This is a genomic window from Streptomyces sp. NPDC046887 (genome assembly GCF_040644755.1).
Lineage (GTDB): Bacteria > Actinomycetota > Actinomycetes > Streptomycetales > Streptomycetaceae > Streptomyces > Streptomyces lichenis.
The window spans coordinates 46,761-70,459 of sequence record NZ_JBEYXH010000040.1; the positions used below are offsets into that span (position 1 = coordinate 46,761).

Annotated in this window: 17 protein-coding genes, 1 tRNA gene and 1 pseudogene; 2 read left to right on the plus strand and 17 right to left on the minus strand. The window is 73.2% G+C overall.

The window, feature by feature from the left end; translation table 11 throughout:
* Positions 1–278 precede the first annotated feature (278 nt).
* The 4 genes from ABZ945_RS27970 to ABZ945_RS27985 form a co-directional block, all read right to left on the minus strand.
* Positions 279–2,069, minus strand: a complete 1,791-nt coding sequence (locus tag ABZ945_RS27970; RefSeq protein WP_361274926.1) for a DEAD/DEAH box helicase — start codon at positions 2,067–2,069, stop codon at positions 279–281.
* A gap of 139 nt (positions 2,070–2,208) precedes the next feature.
* Positions 2,209–2,589 carry a type II toxin-antitoxin system death-on-curing family toxin gene (locus ABZ945_RS27975; RefSeq protein WP_361274929.1) on the minus strand — a complete coding sequence of 127 codons (381 nt, stop codon included), beginning with the start codon at positions 2,587–2,589 and terminating at the stop codon, positions 2,209–2,211.
* Complete coding sequence (locus ABZ945_RS27980) at positions 2,586–2,786, minus strand: CopG family transcriptional regulator (protein ID WP_361274932.1); 201 nt, start codon at positions 2,784–2,786, stop codon at positions 2,586–2,588. Before ABZ945_RS27980 ends, ABZ945_RS27975 begins: the two co-directional genes overlap by 4 nt.
* Before the next feature lie 117 nt (positions 2,787–2,903).
* A complete protein-coding gene (locus ABZ945_RS27985) occupies positions 2,904–4,337 on the minus strand; it encodes an MFS transporter (RefSeq protein WP_361274935.1) in 1,434 nt (477 codons plus the stop codon).
* 195 nt (positions 4,338–4,532) lie between these two features.
* Between ABZ945_RS27985 and ABZ945_RS27990 the strand changes: the two genes are divergently transcribed.
* Positions 4,533–4,604: transfer RNA gene (locus ABZ945_RS27990), tRNA-Cys, on the plus strand.
* Positions 4,605–4,663: 59 nt separating this feature from the next.
* Here the strand turns inward: ABZ945_RS27990 and ABZ945_RS27995 are convergent.
* The 9 genes from ABZ945_RS27995 to ABZ945_RS28035 all read right to left on the minus strand — a co-directional run bounded on the left by ABZ945_RS27995 (position 4,664) and on the right by ABZ945_RS28035 (position 16,434).
* Positions 4,664–6,982: a molybdopterin cofactor-binding domain-containing protein gene (locus tag ABZ945_RS27995; protein WP_361274938.1), complete on the minus strand. Its 2,319-nt coding sequence runs from the start codon at positions 6,980–6,982 to the stop codon at positions 4,664–4,666.
* A complete protein-coding gene (locus ABZ945_RS28000) occupies positions 6,979–8,403 on the minus strand; it encodes a 2Fe-2S iron-sulfur cluster-binding protein (protein WP_361274968.1) in 1,425 nt (474 codons plus the stop codon). The genes ABZ945_RS27995 and ABZ945_RS28000 overlap by 4 nt, the downstream gene beginning before the upstream one ends.
* 335 nt (positions 8,404–8,738) lie before the next feature.
* Positions 8,739–9,614, minus strand: a complete 876-nt coding sequence (locus tag ABZ945_RS28005; RefSeq protein WP_361274941.1) for an FAD binding domain-containing protein — start codon at positions 9,612–9,614, stop codon at positions 8,739–8,741.
* A gap of 280 nt (positions 9,615–9,894) precedes the next feature.
* Positions 9,895–11,637: a beta-N-acetylhexosaminidase gene (locus ABZ945_RS28010; RefSeq protein WP_361274943.1), complete on the minus strand. Its 1,743-nt coding sequence runs from the start codon at positions 11,635–11,637 to the stop codon at positions 9,895–9,897.
* Positions 11,638–11,672: 35 nt separating this feature from the next.
* Complete coding sequence (locus ABZ945_RS28015; protein ID WP_361274945.1) at positions 11,673–12,545, minus strand: carbohydrate ABC transporter permease; 873 nt, start codon at positions 12,543–12,545, stop codon at positions 11,673–11,675.
* Entirely contained in the window at positions 12,542–13,483 is a 942-nt protein-coding gene (locus ABZ945_RS28020) for a sugar ABC transporter permease (protein ID WP_361274947.1), read from the minus strand. Before ABZ945_RS28020 ends, ABZ945_RS28015 begins: the two co-directional genes overlap by 4 nt.
* 2 nt (positions 13,484–13,485) lie before the next feature.
* Positions 13,486–14,820 (minus strand): extracellular solute-binding protein, encoded by a 1,335-nt coding sequence (locus ABZ945_RS28025; protein ID WP_361274950.1) that lies wholly within the window; start codon positions 14,818–14,820, stop codon positions 13,486–13,488.
* Between the two features lie 351 nt (positions 14,821–15,171).
* Complete coding sequence (locus ABZ945_RS28030; RefSeq protein ID WP_361274952.1) at positions 15,172–15,468, minus strand: DUF3039 domain-containing protein; 297 nt, start codon at positions 15,466–15,468, stop codon at positions 15,172–15,174.
* Positions 15,469–15,705: 237 nt separating this feature from the next.
* A complete protein-coding gene (locus ABZ945_RS28035; protein ID WP_361274954.1) occupies positions 15,706–16,434 on the minus strand; it encodes a YqgE/AlgH family protein in 729 nt (242 codons plus the stop codon).
* 354 nt (positions 16,435–16,788) lie between these two features.
* Here ABZ945_RS28035 and murA point away from each other — a divergent pair, with 354 nt between their 5' ends.
* Positions 16,789–18,129, plus strand: a complete 1,341-nt coding sequence (murA, locus tag ABZ945_RS28040) for a UDP-N-acetylglucosamine 1-carboxyvinyltransferase (RefSeq protein WP_361274957.1) — start codon at positions 16,789–16,791, stop codon at positions 18,127–18,129.
* 221 nt (positions 18,130–18,350) lie between these two features.
* Here the strand turns inward: murA and ABZ945_RS28045 are convergent, their stop codons facing one another.
* The 4 genes and pseudogenes from ABZ945_RS28045 to ABZ945_RS28060 all read right to left on the minus strand — a co-directional run.
* Positions 18,351–18,632 (minus strand): HU family DNA-binding protein, encoded by a 282-nt coding sequence (locus ABZ945_RS28045; protein WP_084894445.1) that lies wholly within the window; start codon positions 18,630–18,632, stop codon positions 18,351–18,353.
* Between the two features lie 306 nt (positions 18,633–18,938).
* Positions 18,939–20,366 (minus strand): NAD-dependent malic enzyme, encoded by a 1,428-nt coding sequence (locus ABZ945_RS28050; RefSeq protein ID WP_361274960.1) that lies wholly within the window; start codon positions 20,364–20,366, stop codon positions 18,939–18,941.
* Between the two features lie 495 nt (positions 20,367–20,861).
* Positions 20,862–23,147: a UvrD-helicase domain-containing protein gene (locus ABZ945_RS28055; protein WP_361274963.1), complete on the minus strand. Its 2,286-nt coding sequence runs from the start codon at positions 23,145–23,147 to the stop codon at positions 20,862–20,864.
* A gap of 175 nt (positions 23,148–23,322) precedes the next feature.
* Positions 23,323–23,699 (minus strand): annotated as a pseudogene (locus ABZ945_RS28060) (RNA polymerase subunit sigma); the annotation flags it as partial.

Genomic DNA, 23,699 nt, shown 5'->3' on the forward strand with positions numbered 1-23,699 from the left:
GGTGAGTGACGGCGGACACTCCCCCGGTGCCCCGGCACGGCTGCCGGGGATCCGGGAGCGGCACCGGTCCCATCGGCGACGCACGGAGAGGCCGCCGGCAGGCCATGGCGCACCGGCTGCGCTCCGCGGCGGCGCTGCCACGGGGCGTTTCTTTGCGATTGGCGGGAATGTAGCGAGCCACTCCGCTCAGCGGAAGACCTCGTCCAGAATCCGGGCGCGATCGCCCGGACCTGACCGTTTCGCACCCCTCATCGATCGCCGTCGATCACCCTCGCGCGTCAGCGCATACGGGTGGCCCACTCCTGCACCTTCTTGATCCGCTCGCGGATCTGCCCGGCGGTGGCCTCGGCGCTGGGCGGGCCGCCGCAGACCCGGCGCAGCTCGGTGTGGATCACGCCATGCGGCTTGCCGGACTGGTGGACGTAGGCGCTGACCATGGTGTTGAGCTGCTTGCGCAGTTCCAGGAGCTCCTTGTGGGAGACCACCGGGCGGCGTTCGGCGGGCAGTTCGAGGAGATCGGCGTCCTCGGCGGGCTTCTGCCGGCTGTGCGCGATCTGCCGGGCCTGGCGCTTGCGCAGCAGCAGGTTCACCTGGTCCGGTTCGAGGAGGCCGGGGATGCCGAGGTAGTCCTGCTCCTCCTCGCTGCCGGGGTGGGCCTGCATACCGAACTCGGCGCCGTCGTAGAGCACCCGGTCGAAGACGGCGTCGGACTCCAGCGCCTCGAAGGGCAGCGCGTCCTGCTCGCCGGTGTCCTCGTCCTCCTGCTTGTTGGCCTCCTCCATCTCCTTCTCGGACTCGGCGTACGGGTCCTCCTCGCCCTCCTTCTTCGGCTTGTCGAGGGCGTGGTCCCGTTCCACCTCCATCTCGTTGGCGAAGGTGAGCAGATTGGGGATGGTGGGGAGGAAGACGGAGGCGGTCTCGCCCCGGCGGCGGGAGCGCACGAAGCGGCCCACGGCCTGGGCGAAGAAGAGCGGGGTGGAGATGGTGGTGGCGTAGACGCCGACGGCGAGGCGGGGGACGTCCACGCCCTCGGACACCATCCGGACGGCGACCATCCAGCGGTCCTCGCCCTCGCTGAACTCGTCGATCCGCTTGGACGCCCCGGCGTCGTCGGAGAGGACCACGGTGGCCTTGGAGCCGGTGATCTCGCGGATCAGCTTGGCGTAGGCGCGGGCGGAGTCCTGGTCGGAGGCGATGACCAGGCCGCCGGCGTCCGGGATGGCCTTCCTGACCTCGGTGAGCCGGGTGTCGGCGGCGCGCAGCACATTCGGCATCCAGTCGCCGCGCGGGTCCAGCGCGGTGCGCCAGGCCTGGGAGACGGCGTCCTTGGTCATCGGCTCGCCGAGCCGGGCGGCGACCTCGTCACCGGCCTTGGTGCGCCAGCGCATGTTGCCGCTGTAGCTGAGGAAGATCACCGGGCGGACGACACCGTCGCCCAGCGCGTTGCCGTAGCCGTAGGTGTAGTCGGCGGAGGAGCGCCGGATGCCGTCGTTGCCCTCCTCGTAGGTGACGAAGGGGATGGGGTTGGTGTCCGAGCGGAACGGGGTGCCGGTGAGCGCCAGGCGGCGGGTGGCCGGCTCGAACGCCTCCAGGCAGGCCTCGCCCCAGGACTTGGAGTCGCCGGCGTGGTGGATCTCGTCCAGGATGACCAGGGTCTTGCGCTGCTCGCTGCGGTTGCGGTGCAGCATGGGGCGTACGCCGACACCCGCGTAGGTGATGGCGACGCCGTGGTACTCCTTGCTGAGCGGGCCCGCGCTGTAGTCCGGGTCCAGCTTGATCCCTATCCGCGCGGCGGCGGCGGCCCACTGCTTCTTGAGGTGCTCGGTGGGCGCGACCACGGTGACCTGCTGCACCACGTGGTGGTGCAGCAGCCAGGAGGCCAGCGTCAGCGCGAAGGTGGTCTTCCCGGCGCCGGGGGTGGCCACCGCGAGGAAGTCGCGGGGCTGCTCCTGGAGGTAGCGGTCCATGGCGCCCTGCTGCCAGGCACGGAGCTTGCTGGCGGTGCCCCAGGGGGCGCGGCCGGGGAAGGCGGGCGAGAGGTGGTGGGAGGCGGTGGCGGTGGTGGTCACGGTCTGACGGCGCTGCCCCTCGGTCACGGCGTTACGTACGACAACCGGGCCACCCTACCGGTGGCCCGCCCGCCCCTCGGGCGAACGCCGCGAGGGGGCGGGCGGATGCGAGATGGGTCACAGACCCGTCGGTCCGCGCTCAGGAAGCCAGCGCGCGCAGCCGTTCGCCGATGAGCTTCACGTCGTCCGCCTCGCCGGTGGCGACCTCGATCACCAGCCGCTCGGCGGCGTCGATGTCCGGTCCCAGATGTACGCCGTTGACGGCGAGGAAGGTGACGCAGGACAGCCAGGCGGTGCGCTTGTTGCCGTCCACCAGGGGGTGGTTGACCGCCAGGGACTGGAGCAGGGCGGCCGCCTTGTCGATCAGGTCCGGGTACGCCTCCTCACCGAACATGGCAGCGGCGGGGCGGTGTACGGCGGATTCGAGCAGCCCGGGATCGCGCACCACGACCACCTGGTCATCCACCGCGTGCTCGGCGACGATGAGCGAGTCCACCACATCGAGGGTGAAGAGTGTCATTTCAGGCGCTCCAGCAGCTCGTGCCAGACGGCCGCCTGCTCCCGGGCGGCCTCCCGGACCACGGTCCGGTGCGAGGGGCGGGCCAGGTAGGCGTCGACCGCGTGCCGGACCAGCGCCTCCGGCTCGACGCCCTCCTCGGCCGCGCGCAGCCGCAGGGCCTCCTCCTGATCCGCGCCGAGGCGGATGTCGATCGTCATACGGACAGGATGACGGCCGCACGCCCCGGCACGGAAACGGATTGTTCCGGTACGCGCCCGGGGGCGCCCCCTCTCACACCCGCGCGCCCCCAGCGCACCCCCCGCCGCTCGCCGCGCTCACGTCCGCAGCCGCGTCGCCACCCAGCTGCCCGCCAGGGCCACCGCCGCCATGGGGAGGAAGACCGCGGCGAAGGCGGCCGGGTGGGAGGCGGAGGCGGCGGCGGTGGCCGGGGTGTGGGCGTCGGCGAGGAGGCGGCCGCCGAGGGCGGCGAAGGCGGCGCCGCCGACCGTGAGGAGGAGGACGTTGGAGAGGCCGTCGGAGATCTGGAGCGCGGCCGAGTTGGTGCCCGCCTCGTGCGGCGCCGACAGCTTCAGCAGCAGCACGCTGGTGGAGGCGATCACCAGGCCCATCCCGAGGCAGCCGAAGGCCCAGGCCACCGCCACGGTCCAGACCGGGACGGAGGGGATCAGCACACTGGGCGCGGTGAGGATCGCGGCGGCGACCAGCAGCATGCCGAGGACGACCAGCCGCTCCCGGTAGGGCTCCACCCGGGGCCGGGACTGGAGCCAGGAGCCGAACGCCCAGGTGGCGCCGCCCACCGCCAGGGAGAGCCCGGCCATGGTGGGGCTCAGACCGCGCTGGGTGACCAGCATCAGCGGGATGAAGGATTCGGCGGCGATGAAGGACCCGGCGGCGATGCCGCGCAGCAGGACCACCGAGGGCAGGCCGCGGGCGGCGCGGAAGGTGCCGGCGGGGAGGAGGCCGAGCGCCGCGGGGACGAGCAGCGCGGCGCCCGCGAGGGCGAAGAGTGCCGAGAGCGGGCGCAGCTCCTGGCCCGCGTACTGGACCAGCCCGGCGCCCAGGGAGATGGCGAGGGCGAGGCGGATGCGGCGCCGGTCGAAGGGGGCCGGGGCGGCGGGGTCGGCCGGACCGGCGGCGGTGCGCCGGATCGCGGGCAGCGCGAGCGCCAGCGGGAGCACCACCAGCACCGGGATCCCGGCGAACACCCAGCGCCAGCCCAGCCGTTCGGTGACCGTCCCGGCGATCAGCGGCCCGACCACCGAGGGCACCACCCAGCTCGCCGCGAACGCCGCCATGATCGCGGGCCGCAGCCGCTCGGCGTAGGCGCGGCTCACCACCACGTACAGGGCGACGATCACCAGCCCGCCGCCCAGCCCCTGCACGGCCCGGCCGAGGATGAACACCCACATCGCCCCGGCCGTTCCGGACAGCAGCAGCCCCGCCCCGAACGCGCTGATCCCGGTCGCCAGCGGCGCCAGCGGCCCGGAGCGGTCGGACCACTGCCCGGACAGCACCATGGCGAACAGGCTGGTGGTGAAGTACGCGGAGAAGGCGAACGCGTACAGCGGGATGCCGTCCAGCTCGCGCGCCGCCACCGGCATCGCGGTGCCGACCGCGGTCGCCTCGAAGGCGATCAGCAGCACGACGGAGACCGTGCCGATGCTCAGCGCCCGGTGGGCCCGGTCCAGGACAGTGGCGGTGTCGGGGGGATGGGGAGCGGCGTCGGGGCGGTGATCGGTTGCGGCCATGGCCGTCAGCGTAAGGGCCGTAACGGCATTCTGCCCCTGTCGGGAGGCGGACGGTGGCTGGTCCCTTGGACGTACGACCGGGCGACGGCCGGACCTACGACCGTGAACGGCGTATGGCAGTCGTGTTGCGGGCGGGCCGGAGGCGTTGAGGGAGGCCCGGGTGCTGTCCTACGGTCGTGGAGTCGAGAAGGACAGGACCGTGTGCCCGAGTGGTTCAGGGGCTTGACTGCAACTCAAGTTACACCGGTTCGAATCCGGTCACGGTCTCGAAGACAGGCGCGAAGGGCGCGGACCCGCAGGAGGGGGTTCGCGCCCTTTCCGCTGCGCTATCCCCGCGGCGCGGCGACCGCGGCCTGGGGGCGGATGGGGAGGCGGTTGACCGGGCGGCCGGTGGCGGCGCGCACGGCGGCGGCCACCGCGGCGGGCGAGGTGACCACCGGGACCGCGCTCGCGGGCTTGGCGCCGAAGGGGGCGACCACGTCCCGCTCCTCCACCAGCTTCACGATCCGCACCTCGGGGGCGTCCAGCGCGGTGGGCAGCGGATAGCCGGTGAGGTCCGGGTGGCGGACCAGGCCGCGCGGGGTGCGCAGGTTCTCGGTGAGCGCGGCGCCGATGCCCATGGTGACCCCGGCCTCGATACGGGTGGCCAGCTGCGCCGGGTTGAGGACGCGGCCCACGTCCTGGGCGACGGCCATCTCCACCACCCGGATGGAGCCCAGTTCGACGTCCACGTCCACCACCGCGCGGATCGCGCAGAAGGCCAGGCCCACGAAGGCGTCGCCCTGACCGGCGCCGTCCAGCGGCTCGGTGGGGTGCGGGCGGCACTGGGCGGTGGCCCACAGCTCCTTGCCGTCCATCGCCTCCATCACGGTGGTGGAGAGCACCCCGTCATAGGAGGTGATCTTGCCGTCGGTGATCTGGAGCAGCTCGGTGGACATCCCGAACTTGTGGGCCAGCGGCTGGAGCAGCTGGGTGCGGACCATCTTGGCGGCCCGCTCCACCGCCCCGCCGGACACCCAGGTGTGTCGGCCGTGCGCGGCGGCCCCGGACGGCGGCTGGTCGGTGTCGACCGGCGCCACCTGCACCTCGTCGATGCCCAGGGTCTCCTGGACGATCTGCCGGGCCAGGGTGGTGAAGCCCTGCCCGGTCTCCACCGCCGCGCAGATCACGGTGGCCCGGCCGTCGTGCACCTTCACGGTGGCGGTGGACACCTCGTCGGTGCCCTCCGCGCCGAGCATATGGACCATGCCGAGCGCGTAGCCGACGCCCCGGCGCACCGCGCCCGGTTCACCGGCCCCCTCGGGCCCGCCGGGCAGCAGCCAGTCGTCCTCGGGGGTGTCCCGGGGCAGCGCGGGCAGGGGCGCGTCGCGGACGGCGCGCAGCAGCTCGGCGACCGGGGCGGGGCAGGTCACGGTCTGACCGGTGGGCAGGATGTCACCGGTGGCGAGCGCGTTGCGGAGGCGCAACTCGGCCGGGTCCACGCCGAGTTTGAGGGCCAGCTTGTCCATCTGGGCCTCGTAGGCGGCGCAGACCTGGAGGGCGCCCTCGCCCCGGACGTGCCCGGAGGGCGGGTTGTTGGTGCGCACCGCCCAGCCCTCGACGAAGGCGTGCGGGACGACGTAGGGGCCGCAGGCGAAGGAGACGGCGGCGGCCAGCGACTCGGCCGAGTCGTCCGCGTACGCCCCGGCGTCCAGCAGGATCTGCGCCTCCACCTTGACCAGGTTGCCTTCGGGGTCGGCGTGGTGGCGGTAGCGCAGCAGGGTGGGGTGGCGGTGGGCGTGGCCGAGGAAGGACTCCTCGCGGGTGGCGGCCAGCTTCACCGGGCAGCCGGTGCGCAGCGCGAGCAGCCCCAGCGGGATCTGGAAACCGGGGTCCTCGCGGTCCCCGGTGGCCCCGGGCACCCCGGTGACCACGACCTTGACCTGGTCGGGGGTGAGCCCGAAGCAGGCGGCGGCCAGGTCCCGGTCGGTGTGCGGATCGGTGGAGGCGGTGTACAGGTCGACGCCGCCGTCGGGCCGCGGGACGGCGAGACCGGCCTCGGCGCCGATGGGGGCCGGGTCCTGGCGGCCGATCCGGTACAGCCCCTCCACGATGACCTCGCCGTGGGCGTCCGGGTCGCCGTAGCGCAGCGGAATGTGCCGGATCAGGTTGCCGTCGGGGTGCAGCGGTTCGGCGGCGAACGCCTTCTCCGGGTCGGTGACCGGCTCCAGCACCTCGTACTCGACGGCGATGGCGGCCGCGGCCAGCCGGGCGGTGTCCGGGTGGTCGGCGGCGACCGCGGCGATCGCCTCGCCGTGGTGGCGGACCAGCTCCCGGGCGAACACCGGCCGGTCGGCGACCTTCCGGCCGTACGAGGGGTCCCCGGGCACGTCGGCGTGGGTGACCACGGCCCGTACCCCGGGCATCGCGGCGGCGGCGGAGGTGTCCACGGAGAGGATCCGGGCGTGCGGGTGCGGGGAGCGCAGCAGCGCCGCCCAGAGCAGCCCCTCGGCCCACAGGTCGGCGGCGTAGGGGAAGGTCCCGGCCGCCTTGGCGGGCGCGTCGGCGGACGGCAGCGAGGCGCCGATCCCGTGCACGGGGGCGTCCGGCCGGGCGCCCTGGATGGAGTCGACCGCCGGGATGGCGGTGGCCGCGTCGTTGCTCACGCCGTGCCTCCGTCGTGCGGATGGGGGATCTGGTGCGGGATCCGCGGCTGCGGCGGCCCGTCACCGGGTCGGCCGCCGTCCGGGGCGGTACGGGCGGCGCGCTCGGCCTCGGCCGCCTCGGCCGCGGCGGCGGCGCTCGCCCCGCGTTCGGCGACGACCTCCCGTACGGCGTCCAGGACGCCCCGGTAGCCGGAGCAGCGGCAGAGGTTGCCGCACAGCGCCTTGCGGGTCTCCAGGTCGCTGGGGGCGTGGTTGCCCTCCAGCAGGTCGTGCACGGTCATCGCCATGCCGGGGATGCAGAAGCCGCACTGCACGGCCCCGCACCGGGTCAGCGCCCGCTGGACGTCGGAGGGTTCGCCGTTCTCGGCCAGCCCCTCGACGGTGGTGACCTCGCTCCCGGCGGCGGTGGCGGCGGGCACCAGGCAGGAGGCGACCAGCCGCCCGTCCACCTGGACGTTGCACGCCCCGCACTCGCCCTGCGAGCAGCCGTCCTTGGCCCCGGCGAGACCCAGCCGCTCACGCAGCACATAGAGCAGCGACTCGCCGATCCAGGCGTCACTGACCGGGCGGTCGGTGCCGTTGACCCGCAGGAGGTAGGAGATGTGCGGGTGCTCCTCACCGGCGGCCACGGCGCCTTCGGCGGGCGCGGATACGGCCTCGGGCTCTGGCGCGGGCTCGGCTACGGCTTCGGGAGCGGATACGGCTTCGGGCTCGGGCGCGAGTACGGGCTCGGGCTCGACAACCGGTTCGGCCTCGGCGGCCGGTTCGGGCTCGGGGTCGGCCGCCGCGGGCTCGGGCACGGCCACCGCGTCCGGTACGGGAGCGGGGTCCGGTACGGGAGCGGGCTCCGGTACGGGGGCGGGCTCCGGCTCCTCCTGTACGGGTACGGGTACGGGTTCGGCCTGTACGGGTACGGGCTCGGCCGCGTCCTGGGCGCCGGGCGCCTCCTCGGCGGGGTCCGGCGCGGTCTCGGCGGCGGGCGCCGGTTCGGTGGCCCAGGGGGCGGGGGCGCCGCCCGGCAGGGTGGCCGGGGGGTTGCCGCTCATCCAGGCGGAGGCCGTCCAGGAGGAGGTGGCCGTCACCGCGTACTCGCCCGACTCCTCGGGCAGGTCGCCCGGGGCGAGCGGGATGGTCCACTGACCGGTCAGCTCGGAGGGCGCGGCCTCATCGGAACCGCCCTGGTGGCCGTTGGCGGGGTCGTGCGGGAAGGTCCACTGGCCGGTGGCGTTCGGGTCGCCCGACTGCCAGTCGCCGTGCCCGGACCGGTCCGGGATCTCCGGGGGTACGTAGCCGTGGCCGGGCGCCTCCAGCGGGGCGCCCTCGACGCCCTCGGGCGGAAGCTGCACGAAGGCGGTGGCGTCCGCGTCGTACTCGCCCTGCGGGACCGGCTGCCAGCCGCCGTCCCCGGCGCCGAAGTCCACCGCCCCGTAGGTCTCGGTGCCGTAGGCGGGGGTGGAGCCGGGTGCGGCGCCGTAGGTGGGCGTGCCGTAGGCCGGGGTGCCGTACGGCTGGGCCGCGTACCCTCCGGCGGCCGGGTAGCCGTAGGAGCCGCCGCCATAGGAGCCGTTGCCGTAGGACCCGCCGTCGTAGGAGCCGCCGCCCTGGGGGTCGGCGGAGTGGCCGGAGCCCCCGTGGGTGCCCTGCTCCTCGCTCCCGTACCCCTCGGCGCCGTACTCCTCGCGGCCGTGGCCGCCGTCGTGGCCCTCGCGGCCGGTGCGGCCCTCGTAGCCCTCGTAGCCGTCGTAGTCGCCGTTGCTCACGACAACGCCCTCCCCAGTGCCCTTCGGGCCAGTGCGGCGACGGTGCGCCGCAGATGCAGTACGGCGGGCGGCAGCGGCTCGCCGCCCGGGGCGTCCGGGACGCAGGCGGCCGCCACGTACTCGCCGAACGCGGTCAGCGCCTCCGGGGCCACCCCGCGGTCACCGTCCCAGTCGATCCGGCGGGAGATCCAGTCCTCGGCCTCCAGCGGGCGCAGCGGCATCGGGGCGATGGCGCCGACCGCGCAGCGCACCCCGCGCCGGGCCGGGTCCAGCACCACGGCGGCGGAGGCGGTGGCCCGGCCGGGGCCGGTGCGGCCGGTGGCCTTGAGGAACACCTGCGGGGCGTGCAGCAGCGGCACCCGGACGAAGCCGATCAGCTCACCGGGGGCGAGCAGTTCACGGCCGGCCAGGAGGTGGGTGACCGGGATCTCGCGGCGGCCGCCCGGTCCGGCGACCACCAGGTCGGCCTCCAGCGCGGCCAGCACCGGCAGCGCGTCCCCGGTGGGCGCGGCGCTGGCGATGTTGCCGCCGAGGGTGCCGGCGTTGCGGATCTGCGGCGGTCCGGCGGCGCGGGCCGCGGCGGCGAGCGCGGGGATCAGGGCGGCGAAGTCGGGGCGGCCCATCCGGGCGTGGGTGAGCCCGGCGCCGAGCAGGGCGTGGCCGTCCTGGTACTGCCAGCCGCGGATCTCGTTGATCCGGCCCAGGCCGACCAGTCCGGCGGGACGCAGCAGGCCCTTGTTGACGGCGGCCATCAGGTCCGTACCGCCCGCGACGGGTACGGCGGCGGGCATGGCGGTGAGCGCCGCCACTGCCTCGTCGAGCGTGCCCGGCAGCGTCACGGACTGCGCCGCCCGCGATGCGTGCGTGGTCAACCCAGCTGCCCCTTCCCGGTGTCCCGGCTGTACCGGCCGTCCCGCCTGTGTTGGCCGTACCGTACGTGCTCACAGCCGGGACGTGGCAACTCTGGCACATTCTCCGGGCCGCCCGGTGCGCAGGTCCGCGAAGGGCGGATCCGTCCCGGACATCCGATGACCTGCGTGATGACCGGATTTGACGGGGCACTTCCGACTCCGCCGTATTGCCACTTCCCGGCGACCTTGTACGACTTGTTCGAGCCACCGGGGGTGACAGCGGGGCGGTGGCGGGTGGAGGTCAGCGGGCCGGCGGAGGTCCCTCCAGCGGGCGGCCGAGGATGCCGGGGCGGCGCTGCCAGGGGCGGGGTCCCGCGGGTGGCCGGTAGTCGACCCCGAGCGCGTCCAGCCGCGCGTAGTGGGCGCCGAGCCGGTGGGCGAAACCGGCCGGATCGCGGTCGGCGGGGGCGGGCAGCCCGGTGGACCAGACGACCTCCGCGAAGGCGGCGAGCCGGGGGAAGACCTGGTAGTCGACCCGGGCCCGGCTGTCCATGACCTCGGTCCAGACATTGGCCTGGGCGCCGACCACATGCGAGGCCGCGGCCGGGGAGAGCCCGGGCGGCACCGGTTCAAAGCGGTAGACGTCGGCCAGGGTGCGGACAAAGCCGATCGGTACGGGCTCGTCCTCGCCGGCGTCCTGACGGTGGTCCAGATACACCTGCTGCTCGGGGCACATCACCACGTCGTGCCCGGCCTCCGCGGCGGCGACCCCGCCCGCGTAGCCCCGCCAGGAGGAGACCATCGCCCCTGAGGTGAGGCGGCCCCCTCCGGCGCTGAGGCTGCCGCCCTCCAGGATCTCGTCCCAACCGACCAGCCGGCGGCCGCGCTCGGCGAGCCAGCGGTCGAAGTGGCACAGGAACCAGGACTGGAGCTCGTCCTCACCGGACAGCCCCAGTTCGGCGATCCGGGCCTGGGCGGCCGGGGAGGCCCGCCACTGGTCCTTGGGGCACTCGTCGCCGCCGAGGTGGACGAAGGGGGACGGGAAGAGGGCGAGCACCTCCTCCAGCACCTCCTCGTAGAACCGGAGGGTGGTGTCAGTGGGGGCGAGTACGTTCTGACTGATGCCCCAGGTGTCCCAGACGGTGAGGGAGGTCGTGTCGATGACATCGGTGTTGCCGAGTTCGGGGTACGCGGCGATGGCGGCCTGCGAGTGTCCCGGGATGTCGATCTCGGGGACGACGGTGATATGCCGTTCGGCCGCGTAGGCGACGATCTCCCGGATGTCGTCCTGGGTGTAGTAGCCGCCGTGCGGGGTCTCGGTCCACAGCGGTGAGGCCCGGTGGCCGAGCTTGGTGCGGGCCCGCCAGGCCCCGGCCTCGGTGAGCCGCGGGTGGCGCCGGATCTCGATCCGCCAGCCCTGGTCATCGGTCAGATGGAGGTGCAGCACGTTCAGTTTGTGCGCGGCCAGCAGGTCGAGGTAGCGCAGCACGTCGTCCTTGGGCAGGAAGTGGCGGGCCACGTCCAGCATCATTCCGCGCCAGCGGAAGCGGGGGCCGTCCTCCACGGTCCCTGCGGGCAGCGTCCAGCGGTGTCCGTCCGGTCCGGCCGGGGTCAGGGGCACCCGGCGGTACGCGGCCGGGCCGAGCAGCTGGCGGAGTGTCTGGGCGCCCCAGAACACCCCGGCGGGCCCGCCGCCCTCGATGCGCACGGCGGCTCCGGCGCGGGTGCCGTCGACGGAGAGCCGGTAGCCCTCGGGTCCATGGCGCTCCGTCACCTCCTCGGCGATCCGCAGGGCGATGGTGGCCTGCCCTTCCGCCTGCCCTTCCGCCGCCACGGGCGGGAGGAGGTCCAGTCCGGTGGCGGGGCCGACGACCGTGCGCAGCCAGCGGGCCGCCACCTCGGTGCCGGGGCCGGCGTCCAGGGCGGTGTCCGGGCCGAGGACGACCGCGCCGGGGGCCGCTCCGACGGGGAAGCGGACGGTGGTGGGGGCGGGGATGAGGAGGTGGCCGGTAAGGGAGTCGGGGCCGGTTCGGTGGTCGTCCATGGGCGGAAATCCTTCGGCGGGAGGGGGGTCGGGGGTCAGTCCTTCACGGCGCCGCCGAGCCCGGAGACCAGGCGGCGCTGCACCAGGACGAAGAAGACCAGCACCGGGACGGTCATCAGAGTGGAGGCGGCCATGATGCCGCCCCAGTCGTTCTCGTCCGGCTTGAAGAAGACCAGCAGGGCCATCGGCAGGGTCGACTGGGAGGTGTCGCTGATGATGAAGGACTTCGCGAACAGGAAGTCGTTCCAGGTGGAGATGAAGGAGAACACGCTGGTGGCGACCAGCCCGGGGAAGACCAGCGGGAAGAGGATCTGCCAGAGGAAGCGGGAGCGGCTGGCGCCGTCCAGATAGGCGGCCTCCTCCAGTGCCTCCGGGACGGCCTTGACGAAGCCGCGCAGCATCCAGATCGCGAACGGGAGGGAGAAGGCCAGATGCGGCAGGATCAGCGCGCCCAGGGTGTTGAGCTGGCCGAGGTCCCGCATCAGGAAGAACAGCGGGATGGTCAGCGCCTCGACCGGCACCATCTGCGCCACCAGGAACATGATCAGCAGCGTGGTGCGGAAGCGGAACCGGAAGCGGGTGACCGCGGTGGCCGCCAGGAAGGCGATCAGCGCGGAGGCGAGCACCACCGATCCGGCCACCAGCAGGCTGTTGAGGAAGTAGCGGCCGAAGTCCTGCTGGGTGAGGACCCGCCGGAAGGAGTCCAGGGTGGGATCGAGGGTCCAGGGGCGGGGGCTGGTCGACTGGACCTCCCCGGCGGGCTTCAGCGCCGAGAGGACCATCCAGTAGAGCGGGAAGGCGATTGCGGCGGCGATCAGCAGGGCGGTGGCCTCGGCGGCCAGCCGCCAGGGCCGCCGGATCCGGAAGGTGCTCCGGGGTGCTCTTCGGGTGCTGCTCGGGTGGTTCACAGCGCTTCTCCCGGTCGGCCGTCGCGGTCGGCTCCCCGGCGCAGCAGCCGCAGATAGAGCAGCGTGACGGCGAGGAGGATCAGCAGCATCACGACCCCGATGGCGGAGCCGAGGCTGTACTGCGAGGAGGCGAACGCCTTCTGGTAGGCGTAGACGTTGAGGACGAGGTTCTGCCCGGCGATCCCGCCGCCGCCCGTCATCACATAGATCTGGGTGAAGACCTTGAAGTCCCAGATGATCGACTGGATGGTGACCACCAGCAGGATCGGCCGGAGCATCGGCGCGGTGACCGACCGCCAGATCCGCCACTGGGAGGCCCCGTCCAGGGCGGCCGCCTCCAGCACCTCGGTGGGGATGGCCCGGATGCCCGCGTAGACGGTGACCATCACGAACGGGAACGAGCACCAGACCACCTCCAGCAGCACCAGCGCGAAGGCGCTGTAGCGGCCGTAGGTCCAGGAGAAGTCCCCCAGTCCGAGCAGCCGGTTGACCGGCCCGTGGTCCGGGTCGAAGAGGAACACCCAGACGGTGGACCCGGTGACGGCGGGTGTGGCCCAGGCGCCGAGCGCCGCGAGCATCAGCGCCAGCCGGGGCAGGGCCCGTATCCGGGTCAGCAGGACGGCGAGGGCGCAGCCGACCGCGAGGGTGGCCAGCACACAGGCGGCGGCGAAGACCACGGTGGCCAGCAGCACCTGCCGGAACTGCTCGTCGGCGAAGAGCGCTTGGTAGTTGCCGAGGCCCTGGAAGGAGGTCGGTTTCCCGCCGCTGACCTGTTCCTGGGTGTATTCCAGAAAGGAGATCAGTCCGAGCTGGTAGATGGGGTACACCAGCAGCGCGGCGAGGACGGCGAGGGCGGGCGCGAGATACAGCCAGGGCGTCCAGCCCCCGTCCCGGGATCCCGCCCGGCCGGGGCGCGGGCGGTGGGTGCGATCGGCCATGGTCAGCGCGCCGCCGAGGCGAAGGCGTCATCCATCTTCCGGGCCGCGTCGGAGGTGGCGGCGGCCACGTCCTTACGGCCGCTGACGATCTCCTGGAGCATGGTCGGCAGGACCTGCGAGGCGTCGATCTGGCCCCAGGCGGGCGAGGCCGGGACGGGCTTGGTGCCGGCCGCCAGGGTGTCGGTGAACGGCTTGACATGGGGCTGCGCCCGGGCGATGTCGGCGCGCACATCCGCGTACGTCGGCAGGAAGCCCATCGCGTCGAACAGCGCCCGCTGGGTCTTCTTGCCGGCCAGCTCCTTCATCAGGTCCACCGCCAGGGTGCGGTGCCCACTGCTCTTCAGCACCCCGAGGTTGTTGCCGCCGGCGAAGGCCGGGGCCACCGAGCCCTTGGCCACCCCGGGCAGCGGCACCACCGCGTACTTCCCCTTGGCCGCGCCGGCCTCCACGGCCGCGTGGCTGAAGTCGCCGCCGATCGCCATCGCCGCCTTGCCCGAGGCGAAGGCGGTGACGGTGGCGTTGCCGCCCATCGAGGCGCAGGAGGCGGCCGGGCAGTTCCCGGGGCCGAACAGCGAGGTGTACGCGGTGATGCCCCGGCGGGCGGCCGGGCTGTCGATCGCGGCCCGGTAGCCGCCCGACCCGCCCTCCCGGGTGGCCAGGTCACCGCCGTGCGCCCAGACGAAGGGCAGCGCCCCGTAGGTGTAGGCGCCGCCGACGGCTATCCCGTACAGCTCGGGCCGGGCCGTGCGGATCTTCCGTGCGGTGGCGGCGAGTTCGTCCTGTGAGCGGGGCACCGCGAGGCCCAGCTCCTTGAAGACATCGGTGCGGTAGTACAGCGCCCGCACCCCGACCAGCAGCGGGGCCCCGTACACCTTGCCGTCCACGGTCGCCCCGGCGCGGGCGGTGGGGTCGGTGTCCTTGGCCTCCGCCCAGGCGCCGAACTCGGCGGTGACATCGGCCAGTCCGCCGTCCCGGACATAGCCGGCGGTGTCGGTGTTGCCGTACTCGATGAGGTCCGGAGCGCTCGACGGGTCGTTGAAGGCCGCCTTGACCCGCTCGGCGCGGCTCTCCACCGGGATGTACTCGACCTCGACCTCGGCTCCCTCGTGCCGGGCCTGGAAGGCGGACACGGCGGCGTCCACCACCTTCTTCTTGGGCTCGTTGCCCACTTCCTGGAAGAGCCAGACCCGCAGGGTCCCGGTTCTCTCGTCGCCCCCGGCCCCACCGCCGGAGGTGGACGGGGCGCACCCGGCGGCGGTGAGCAGCAGGGCCGCGGCAAGAGCGGAGACGGCGGCGGTACGGACCCGGCGGGCGGACGGCTTCACGGACGGCTTCATGGGAGGTCCCCTCCGAAAGCGTTGCAGCATACGCAATGGACGTTTCGCTATGTGCTTCGCAGGAGAGTAGAACGCCGGAGTGAGGGCCACAAGAGGTCTTGACCACTTCGCGATCACGGTCCCGGCCGCGTCGCGATCACGGCGGCCTTCCGAAGCGTCCGGGAGCCTTCCGAAGCACCGGGGAACGACGAAGGCCCCCGGTGGCGGCACCGGCACGAGTGGTCGAACTCGTACCGGATGCCGCGCACCCGGGGGCCTCGCGAGGCGTCAGGGAGGCGCGGGAGCTCCGAGGAGAGCGGAGCCGAGGCGTCGGGAAGGCGCAAAGGCTCCGCGGAGAGCGGAGCGCGGCGCCTACTTCTTGTCCTTGCCGCCGCCCTTGCCCTTGTCCTTGTCGCCGCCGGCGCCCATGGACTCGTAGATCTCCTTGCACATCGGACAGACCGGGTACTTCTTGGGGTCCCGCCCCGGCACCCAGACCTTGCCGCACAGCGCGACCACGGGAGTGCCGTCGAGGGCGCTCGCCATGATCTTGTCCTTCTGAACGTAATGGGCGTAGCGCTCGTGGTCGCCGTCGCCGTGCGACGTCTGCGGCGTCGGCTCTACGAGGGTCCCCGTACCTGCCCCGCGCTCGGGCTCAAGAGTGCTCATGGGCTCCAAGGGTACCCACGTCGACGCCGGGCCGGGAGCGCGGTCGCACGTCCGTGCGGCGGACCGCGAACCGCCCGTACCCGCCCTTCCCGCCCACCGCCCGGCTGTGAACCCCATCACGCCGCCTCCGCCCCCGGGAGCCCTTCCGCGCGGTCCGTCACGCCGCCCGCGACCGCCGGACCGGTGGCCGAAAACGCACGGCCGGAAGCCGGTGGATCATCCGGCTGACGCGACAGCTCAGTTCAGCGAGGGGTCATCCGGATACGTGGCGATCATCGCCAGCTCGCTGCGCTGCCGCCGCAGCACATCCCGCCACAGCGTCTCGGGGCGCGGCGAGGAGACATCACCGGGCTCGGAGTCCACCACGAACCAGGCGCCCTCGGCCAGCTCGTCCTCCAGCTGGCCGGGCCCCCAGCCCGCGTACCCGGCGAAGATCCGCAGCGAGCCCAGCTCGGCCGCCAGCAGCTCGGGCGGCGCCTCCAGGTCGACCAGGCCGATCGCCCCGTACACCCGGCGCCAGCCGAGCAGCCCCTCCGGCTCCTCCGACTCGTCCGGCTCGTCCGGCTCCTCCGACTCCCCGGCCCCCGCCGTCCGCGATCGCGAACCATCCGGGCCGCCGTCGGGGGACCCGTCCGCGCGGTACGCGCCGCCGGTCCCGTCCGGGCCGGGCGCGCCGGGCGGTCCGTCCAGGCCACCGGGGCCGTCACCGGGGACGACGGCCAGGCCGAGCGCCGCGTCCAGGGAGACCGGGCCGCCCTGGAAGACCACCCCGGGCTCACCGGCCAGCGGCGCCCAGGGCTCCAGGATGTCGCCGACGCCCACCGGGGTGGGCCGGTTGAGGACCACGCCGAGCGTCCCCTCGTCGTCGTGGTCGAGCAGCAGCACCACCGCGCGGTCGAAGTTGGGGTCGGCCAGCGCGGGGGTGGCGACCAGCAGCCGCCCGGTGAGCGAGGACACCTCGGTCATGCCTGACATCATCCCGCATCCGGCCGCCCGATGGGGGCCGACGGCGAAGCGGATGCGGGGAAAGGACCGGGAGCCGATACCGGGCAGGACCGGGAGCCGATACCGGGAGCGTCCGGGAGTCGACGCCCGGAAGGTCCGGCCGGAGGCCCTGACGGCGGGTCCGGCTGGCCGAAAGCGGACGGTAACCCTCCGCGAAAGGTTCGGAACACACGGTGTTGTGCCGAATTCATTACATCTGGCAGGCGTCCGCGGGCTACCGGAAGGGGTGGTGCACCCCCTTACCCTTTTCCCTGGCCCCCTGCCCGACCTCCTCCCTGGCTCCGCCGGGGGGACCCCCATCGGAACGCGAGATTCATGACCGGCACTGACGATGTCCTGCTTGTCCACGGCGGCACCCCGCTGGAGGGCGAGATCCGCGTCCGCGGCGCGAAGAACCTCGTGCCCAAGGCGATGGTCGCCGCGCTGCTCGGCAGCGAGCCGAGCCGGCTGCGCAACGTCCCCGACATCCGGGACGTCCGCGTGGTGCGCGGGCTGCTCCAGCTGCACGGGGTGACGGTGCGCCCGGGCGACGAGCCGGGTGAGCTGGTGCTCGACCCGACGCACGTCGAGTCGGCCAACGTCGCCGACATCGACGCGCACGCGGGCTCCTCGCGGATCCCGATCCTGTTCTGCGGCCCGCTGCTGCACCGTCTGGGGCATGCCTTCATCCCCGGCCTGGGCGGCTGCGACATCGGCGGCCGGCCGATCGACTTCCACTTCGACGTGCTGCGCCAGTTCGGCGCGGTCATCGAGAAGCGGGACGACGGCCAGTACCTGGAGGCCCCGCAGCGGCTGCGCGGCACCAAGATCCGGCTGCCGTACCCGTCGGTCGGCTCCACCGAGCAGGTGCTGCTGACGGCCGTGCTGGCGGAGGGTGTGACCGAACTCTCCAACGCGGCCGTGGAGCCGGAGATCGAGGACCTCATCTGCGTACTGCAGAAGATGGGCGCCATCATCTCCATGGACACCGACCGCACCATCCGGATCACCGGTGTGGACAAGCTCGGCGGCTACACCCACCGGGCCCTCCCGGACCGCCTGGAGGCGGCCTCCTGGGCGTCGGCGGCGCTGGCGACCGAGGGCGACATCTACGTCCGCGGGGCGCACCAGCGCTCGATGATGACCTTCCTCAACACGTACCGGAAGGTCGGCGGCGCCTTCGAGATCGACGACGAGGGCATCCGCTTCTGGCACCCGGGCGGGCAGCTGAAGTCGATCGCGCTGGAGACGGACGTCCACCCCGGCTTCCAGACCGACTGGCAGCAGCCGCTGGTGGTGGCGCTGACCCAGGCCACCGGGCTGTCCATCGTGCACGAGACGGTGTACGAGTCGCGGCTGGGCTTCACCTCGGCGCTCAACCAGATGGGTGCGCACATCCAGCTGTACCGGGAGTGCCTGGGCGGCTCGGACTGCCGCTTCGGCCAGCGCAACTTCCTGCACTCGGCGGTCGTCTCCGGCCCGACCAAGCTGCAGGGCGCCGACCTGGTCATCCCCGACCTGCGGGGCGGCTTCTCCTACCTGATCGCCGCACTGGCGGCGCAGGGCACCTCGCGGGTGCACGGCATCGAGCTGATCAACCGCGGCTACGAGAACTTCATGGACAAGCTCCAGGAGCTGGGCGCCAAGGTCGAGCTGCCGGGCAGCGCGGCGGTCTGACCGGCCCGTACGTCCGGTACACCGCGGCCCCCGCGCACCCTTTCCGGCGTACGGGGGCCGCGGTGCGTCCGAAGGCGGCCAGGGGGCCGTGTGAGGGCCCGTGAAGGTACGCGGAAGGGCGGCCACCCCCCATCGGGGGCGGCCGCCCTTCCGCTTACGCTCAGCCGAGCCTGCTCGGCCGGTGCGGTGGCCGGATGGTGCCGGTCACCGCTCCGGGCGGCTCACTTGCCCTTGGCGGCTTCCTTGAGCTTGGAGCCCGCGGAGACCTTGACGCTGAAGCCGGCGGGGATGTTGATCGGCTCGCCGGTCTGCGGGTTGCGGGCGGTACGAGCGGCACGCGAGGTGCGCTCGAAGGTCAGGAAGCCGGGGATGGTGACCTTCTCGTCACCCTTGGCGACGACCTCGCCGACGGTCTCGGCGAGAGCGGCCAGCACGGCGTCGGCGTCCTTACGGGTCACCTCGGCACGGTCGGCCAGGGCGGCCACCAGCTCACTGCGGTTCATGTTGTTACTCCCGTGTTCTTCTTGCTGTCAGGCGTGCCAGGCGGCGGAGCCGCACAGGGGGCACAGCAGAGCCGATGCTGCCAGGGCCCTTGGTCGGTTCTCGGACCCGGGTCTGCCGTCAGACCCTCGCCCAGATAGGCATCCTGCCCCCACCAGCGCCGGGAAAGCCAATCCGGCACCCCCCGGAGTCACACGAAAAGCGCCACCGAAACGCCGTGGTGACGGTCCGTGGACCCTCCGGGGACTCCTCGGAGCCGACCCGCCCCCTACGCGTACGGAGGCGGGCACCCCGGAGGCGGCCCGGGGTCAGGAGGCGGCCGGGGCCGTCACCCCCGCGGCCTTGGCGGCGTCGCGGACCGCGCCCGCGACCGCGCCGGCGACCTTGTCGTTGAAGACCGAGGGGATGATGTAGTTCGGGTTCAGCTCGTCCTCGGTGACCACGTCCGCCAGGGCGGTGGCCGCGGCGAGCATCATCTCCGTGTTGACGGTCCGGGACTGGGCGTCCAGCAGACCGCGGAAGACACCCGGGAAGACCAGCACGTTGTTGATCTGGTTGGGGAAGTCGGAGCGGCCGGTGGCCACCACCGCGGCGGTCTGGCGGGCGATCGCCGGCTCCACCTCGGGGTCCGGGTTCGCGAGTGCGAACACGATGGCGCCCTCCGCCATGGCCGCCACGTCGTTCCCGTCAAGCACGTTGGGGGCCGAGACGCCGATGAAGACGTCCGCGTCCACCACGGCCTCCTTGAGGGTCCCGGTGACGCCCTCGGGGTTGGTGTTGTCGGCGATCCAGCGCAGCGGCGACTCGGGGTCGGCGTCCACCAGGTCCTCGCGGCCGGCGTGCACCACACCGTGGATGTCGGCGACCACGGCATGCTTGACACCCGCGGCCAGCAGCAGCTTCAGGATGGCGGTACCGGCCGCGCCGGCGCCGGACATCACCACCCGGACGTCGCCGAACGCCTTGCCGACCACCCGCAGCGCGTTGGTGAGCGCGGCGAGCACCACGATGGCGGTGCCGTGCTGGTCGTCGTGGAAGACCGGGATGTCCAGGGCCTCGCGCAGCCGGGCCTCGATCTCGAAGCAGCGCGGCGCGGAGATGTCCTCCAGGTTGATGCCGGCGAAGCCCGGGGCGATGGCCTTGACGATCTCCACGATGGCGTCGGTGTCCTGGGTGTCCAGGCAGAGCGGCCAGGCGTCGATCCCGGCGAACCGCTTGAACAGGGCCGCCTTGCCCTCCATCACCGGCAGCGCGGCCTTGGGGCCGATGTTGCCCAGGCCGAGCACCGCGGAGCCGTCCGTGACGACCGCGACGGAGTTGCGCTTGATGGTGAGGCGGCGGGCGTCCTCGGGGTTCTGGGCGATCGCCATGCAGACCCGGGCCACGCCGGGGGTGTAGATCATGGAGAGGTCGTCGCGGTTGCGGATGGGGTGCTTGGACGCCATCTCGATCTTGCCGCCGAGGTGCATCAGGAACGTACGGTCGGAGACCTTGCCGAGGACGACGCCCTCGATGTCGCGGAGCTTGGCGACGATCTCGTCGGCGTGCGCGGTGGAGGAGGCGGCGATGGTGACGTCGATCCGCAGCTTCTCGTGGCCCGAGGCGGTCACGTCAAGGCCGGTGACCGAGCCGCCCGAGGACTCCACCACCGTGGTGAGCTGGGAGACCGCGGTTCCGCTCGCGGGCACCTCCAGCCGGACCGTCATCGAGTAGGAGACGCTGGGCGCCGTTGCCATGGCCGTGTTCCTCTGCTTTCCGCTTCGCTTCGTTGCCGCACCGCCCTGACCGGTGGCCGGGCGGCGCCCTCCGATGGTCGCACCTACCTGCGAGTAGCAGGTAATAACGGTCATTGAGGTTTCGGAAACTGTTTTCCGCTATGCGAGAGACATCGTACGAGGCTCGGGGTCCGGGCGGAACCCCCGCCCCCGTAGGAAGCGCTGGACCGCAAACGCCGGCGGGTCCGTGTCTTCGTCGGAAGACACGGACCCGCCGGCGTTCTCATGCGTTGTTCTCAAGCGTCTGACATGCGTTGTTCTCAAGCGCCTGAGTGGCACCGGCCCGCCATGCTCGCCTCGCGGCAAGTGGTCGCTCTCAGCGACTAAGGTTGGGCCCGGGGGCTTGGATCGGGCCGGTGCCACACCCAGGCTAACAAACCCTCCCCGAAAGGTGATTCCCGCACGCGGCAACCGATTTCCGCGATGCCCCGGGCGGCCCAATCACCCGCCCCCGGCTCACTCCCTCAACAGATCCGGTACGCCGTCCGGGTCCGGTTCGTCGCGCGGGCCGGCGACCACGGTCAGCTGCTGGGTCGCCCGGGTGAGCGCCACATACAGCACCCGCAGCCCGGCCGGGGACTCGTCGGCGATCTCGGCGGGCGAGACCACCACCGTGGCGTCGTACTCCAGCCCCTTGGCCTCCAGGCTGCCCAGCGCCGCCACACGGTCGCCCAGACCGTCCAGCCACCCGGCCGCCTCCTCGCGCCGCCGCATGGCGACGACCACGCCCACCGTGCCGTCCACCAGCTCCAGCTGGCGGCGCGCCTCCTCCCGTACCGCCGCGCCCAGCCCGGCGCCGTCCACCGCGGTGAACCGGGGCCGTACGCCGGTGGAGCGCACCGCGCGAGGGGCCGTCATGCCCGGCATGGCCAGCGCCAGCACCTTGGCCGCCAGCTCGGCGATCTCGGCCGGGTTGCGGTAGTTCACGGTCAGCTCGAAGCGGCGGCGCGGGCGGGTGCCCAGGGCCTCGTCGCGGGCCTCGGCCGCCTCCTCGGGCAGCGGCCAGGAGGACTGGGCCGGGTCGCCGACCACCGTCCAGGTGGCGGTGCGGCCGCGCCGGCCGACCATCCGCCACTGCATGGGGGTGAGGTCCTGCGCCTCGTCCACGATGACGTGCGCGTACTCGGTGCGCTCCTGGGCGAGCCGCTCGGCCCGCTCGCGCCGGCTCTCCTCCCGTACCGGCATCAGCTCCTCCAGGCCGGTGAGCTGGTCCAGCGGGTCCAGCTCCCGCTTGCGGCGCGGCCGGGCGGGGGTGCCGAGGAGGGTGTTCAGCTCGTCGAGCAGCGCCACGTCGTGGACGGACAGCTCGGGGCGGCGCAGCGAGCGGGCGAGCCGGCGGACCTCGCCGGGGTTGAGCACCCGGCGGGCCCAGCGGCCGAGCCGGCGCTCGTCGGCCATGGCGGTGAGCACCTGGCGCGGGGTCAGCTCGGGCCACCAGGCGTCCAGGAAGCCGGTGAAGGAGTCCTCGGTGCTGACGTCCTCGTCGAAGGAGGAGCGCAGCTCGGCGGCGAGCTCGGGGTCGGTGTGCCGGGAGCCGGCGCCGGACTGGGCGTACAGGGCGTCCAGCAGCAGCCGGCGGGCGCGCGGGCGCAGCAGGTTGACCGGGGCGGTGCCGCCGAGCACGGCGTGGCGGATCCGGGTCAGCTCCTCGGCCTCCAGCTCCAGCCGGCGGCCGAAGGCGACCACCCGCAGCCGCTGCGGGGCGCCGCCGCCCTCCAGGGCGCCCCGGGCGGCCTTGCGGAGCACCTTGAGCATCCGGGCGGAGCCCTTGACCCTGGCCGTGGCGGGGTCGTCGTAGCCGGTGGCCTCGGCCCCGTCGACCAGGCTGCCCAGGGCGCGGATGGCCACCTGGCCCTCCTCGCCGAGCGAGGGCAGCACGCCCTCGGTGTAGGCGACCAGCAGCGGGGTGGGCGAGACGATGAGGATGCCGCCGGCGTAGCGGCGCCGGTCCTGGTAGAGCAGGTAGGCGGCGCGGTGCAGGGCGACGGCGGTCTTGCCGGTGCCGGGGCCGCCCTCCACATAGGTGACGGAGGCGGCGGGGGCGCGGATGACCAGGTCCTGCTCGGCCTGGATGGAGGAGACGATGTCCCGCATGGTGTGGCCGCGGGAGCGGCCGAGCGCCGCCATCAGGGCGCCGTCGCCGATGACGGCCAGTTCGGCGCCGTCCAGGGCGGCGGTCAGCTCGGGGCGCATCAGGTCGTCCTCGACGCCGAGGACGCGGCGGCCCCTGGAGCGGATGACCCGGCGGCGCACCACCCGGCCGGGGTCGACCGGGGTGGCCCGGTAGAAGGGGGCGGCGGCCGGAGCGCGCCAGTCGATCACCAGCGGGGTGTAGTCGGCGTCCAGCACGCCCATCCGGCCGATGTGCAGGGTCTCGCCGATGTCGGCGGTGTTGTCGGGGCGTACGGCGTCGTCGGCGGGTTCGATGGAGGTGTACGCCCCGTCGGGCCCCTTCTTGCCGTCCTTGCCGTTCAGCAGGTCGATCCGGCCGAAGAGGAAGTCCTCGTACTCGTTGTTGAGCCGGTTGAGGTGGACGCCGGCCCGGAAGACCTGGGCGTCGCGCTCGGCGAGGGCGCCGGGGGTGCCGACCTGGCCGAGCCGATGGGCGTCCTTCATCAGGAACTCCGCCTCGTGGATCTTCTCGTCCAGACGGCGGTACACCTGGTCCAGATGCTCCTGCTCGACCCCGATCTCCCGGTCGCGGACCGTGTCGACCAGTCTGTCGGCTTCCTGCGCGGCCACCGAGGCCCCCTTCTCATGTGCATTGGGCAGCCGTCGAGCTTATTGCACAGGAGGCGGGTGTGTCAGGCCGCGGGGCCCGGCGGGGCGGGGTACGCCCGTACGGGTGGCCCGATACGCGCGTACGGGTGTCCGCTCACCCGCGTACCGGAGGCCGGGCACTCAGGCGTACGGGGTGTCAGGCGTCCACCTCCACCAGCCGCTGCCCGTCGAAGGTGCGGACCTCGAAGCGGTCGATGTCGGCCCGGCTCATCGCGGCGCCGCCGTGGACGTAGAGCGGGGAGCGGGCGGCCTCGTGCGGGCTGTCGGGGAAGCCGTACCCCCACTTCGGCACCGACCAGGAGGCGACGGTCTCCTCCTCGCCGCTCTTGGAGACGGCGACCAGCCGGCACTTCAGCGGGCCTTTGACGTTCTTCAGCTCCAGTACGGCGTGGGTGCCCCAGGCCTTCTTCTCCAGCCCCACGGTGGCGGCGACCTTGCTGCCCGGGTCGGTGCCGGTCAGCTTCTCCTCCATATGGTGGAAGAAGGCGTCCTCGGCGGGGCTGGTGGGGTGCG

Bases quoted from the DNA above. Each gene is read 5' to 3' on its own strand.
- ABZ945_RS28020 (WP_361274947.1), bottom strand. From the start codon at position 13,483: ATGGCCGATCGCACCCACCGCCCGCGCCCCGGCCGGGCGGGATCCCGG.
- ABZ945_RS28035 (WP_361274954.1), bottom strand. From the start codon at position 16,434: ATGACCGAGGTGTCCTCGCTCACCGGGCGGCTGCTGGTCGCCACCCCC.
- ABZ945_RS27980 (WP_361274932.1), bottom strand. From the start codon at position 2,786: ATGACGATCGACATCCGCCTCGGCGCGGATCAGGAGGAGGCCCTGCGG.
- ABZ945_RS27975 (WP_361274929.1), bottom strand. From the start codon at position 2,589: ATGACACTCTTCACCCTCGATGTGGTGGACTCGCTCATCGTCGCCGAG.
- ABZ945_RS27985 (WP_361274935.1), bottom strand. From the start codon at position 4,337: ATGGCCGCAACCGATCACCGCCCCGACGCCGCTCCCCATCCCCCCGAC.
- ABZ945_RS28045 (WP_084894445.1), bottom strand. From the start codon at position 18,632: ATGAACCGCAGTGAGCTGGTGGCCGCCCTGGCCGACCGTGCCGAGGTG.
- ABZ945_RS28030 (WP_361274952.1), bottom strand. From the start codon at position 15,468: ATGAGCACTCTTGAGCCCGAGCGCGGGGCAGGTACGGGGACCCTCGTA.
- ABZ945_RS28025 (WP_361274950.1), bottom strand. From the start codon at position 14,820: ATGAAGCCGTCCGTGAAGCCGTCCGCCCGCCGGGTCCGTACCGCCGCC.
- ABZ945_RS28050 (WP_361274960.1), bottom strand. From the start codon at position 20,366: ATGGCAACGGCGCCCAGCGTCTCCTACTCGATGACGGTCCGGCTGGAG.
- murA (WP_361274957.1), top strand. From the start codon at position 16,789: ATGACCGGCACTGACGATGTCCTGCTTGTCCACGGCGGCACCCCGCTG.
- ABZ945_RS28010 (WP_361274943.1), bottom strand. From the start codon at position 11,637: ATGGACGACCACCGAACCGGCCCCGACTCCCTTACCGGCCACCTCCTC.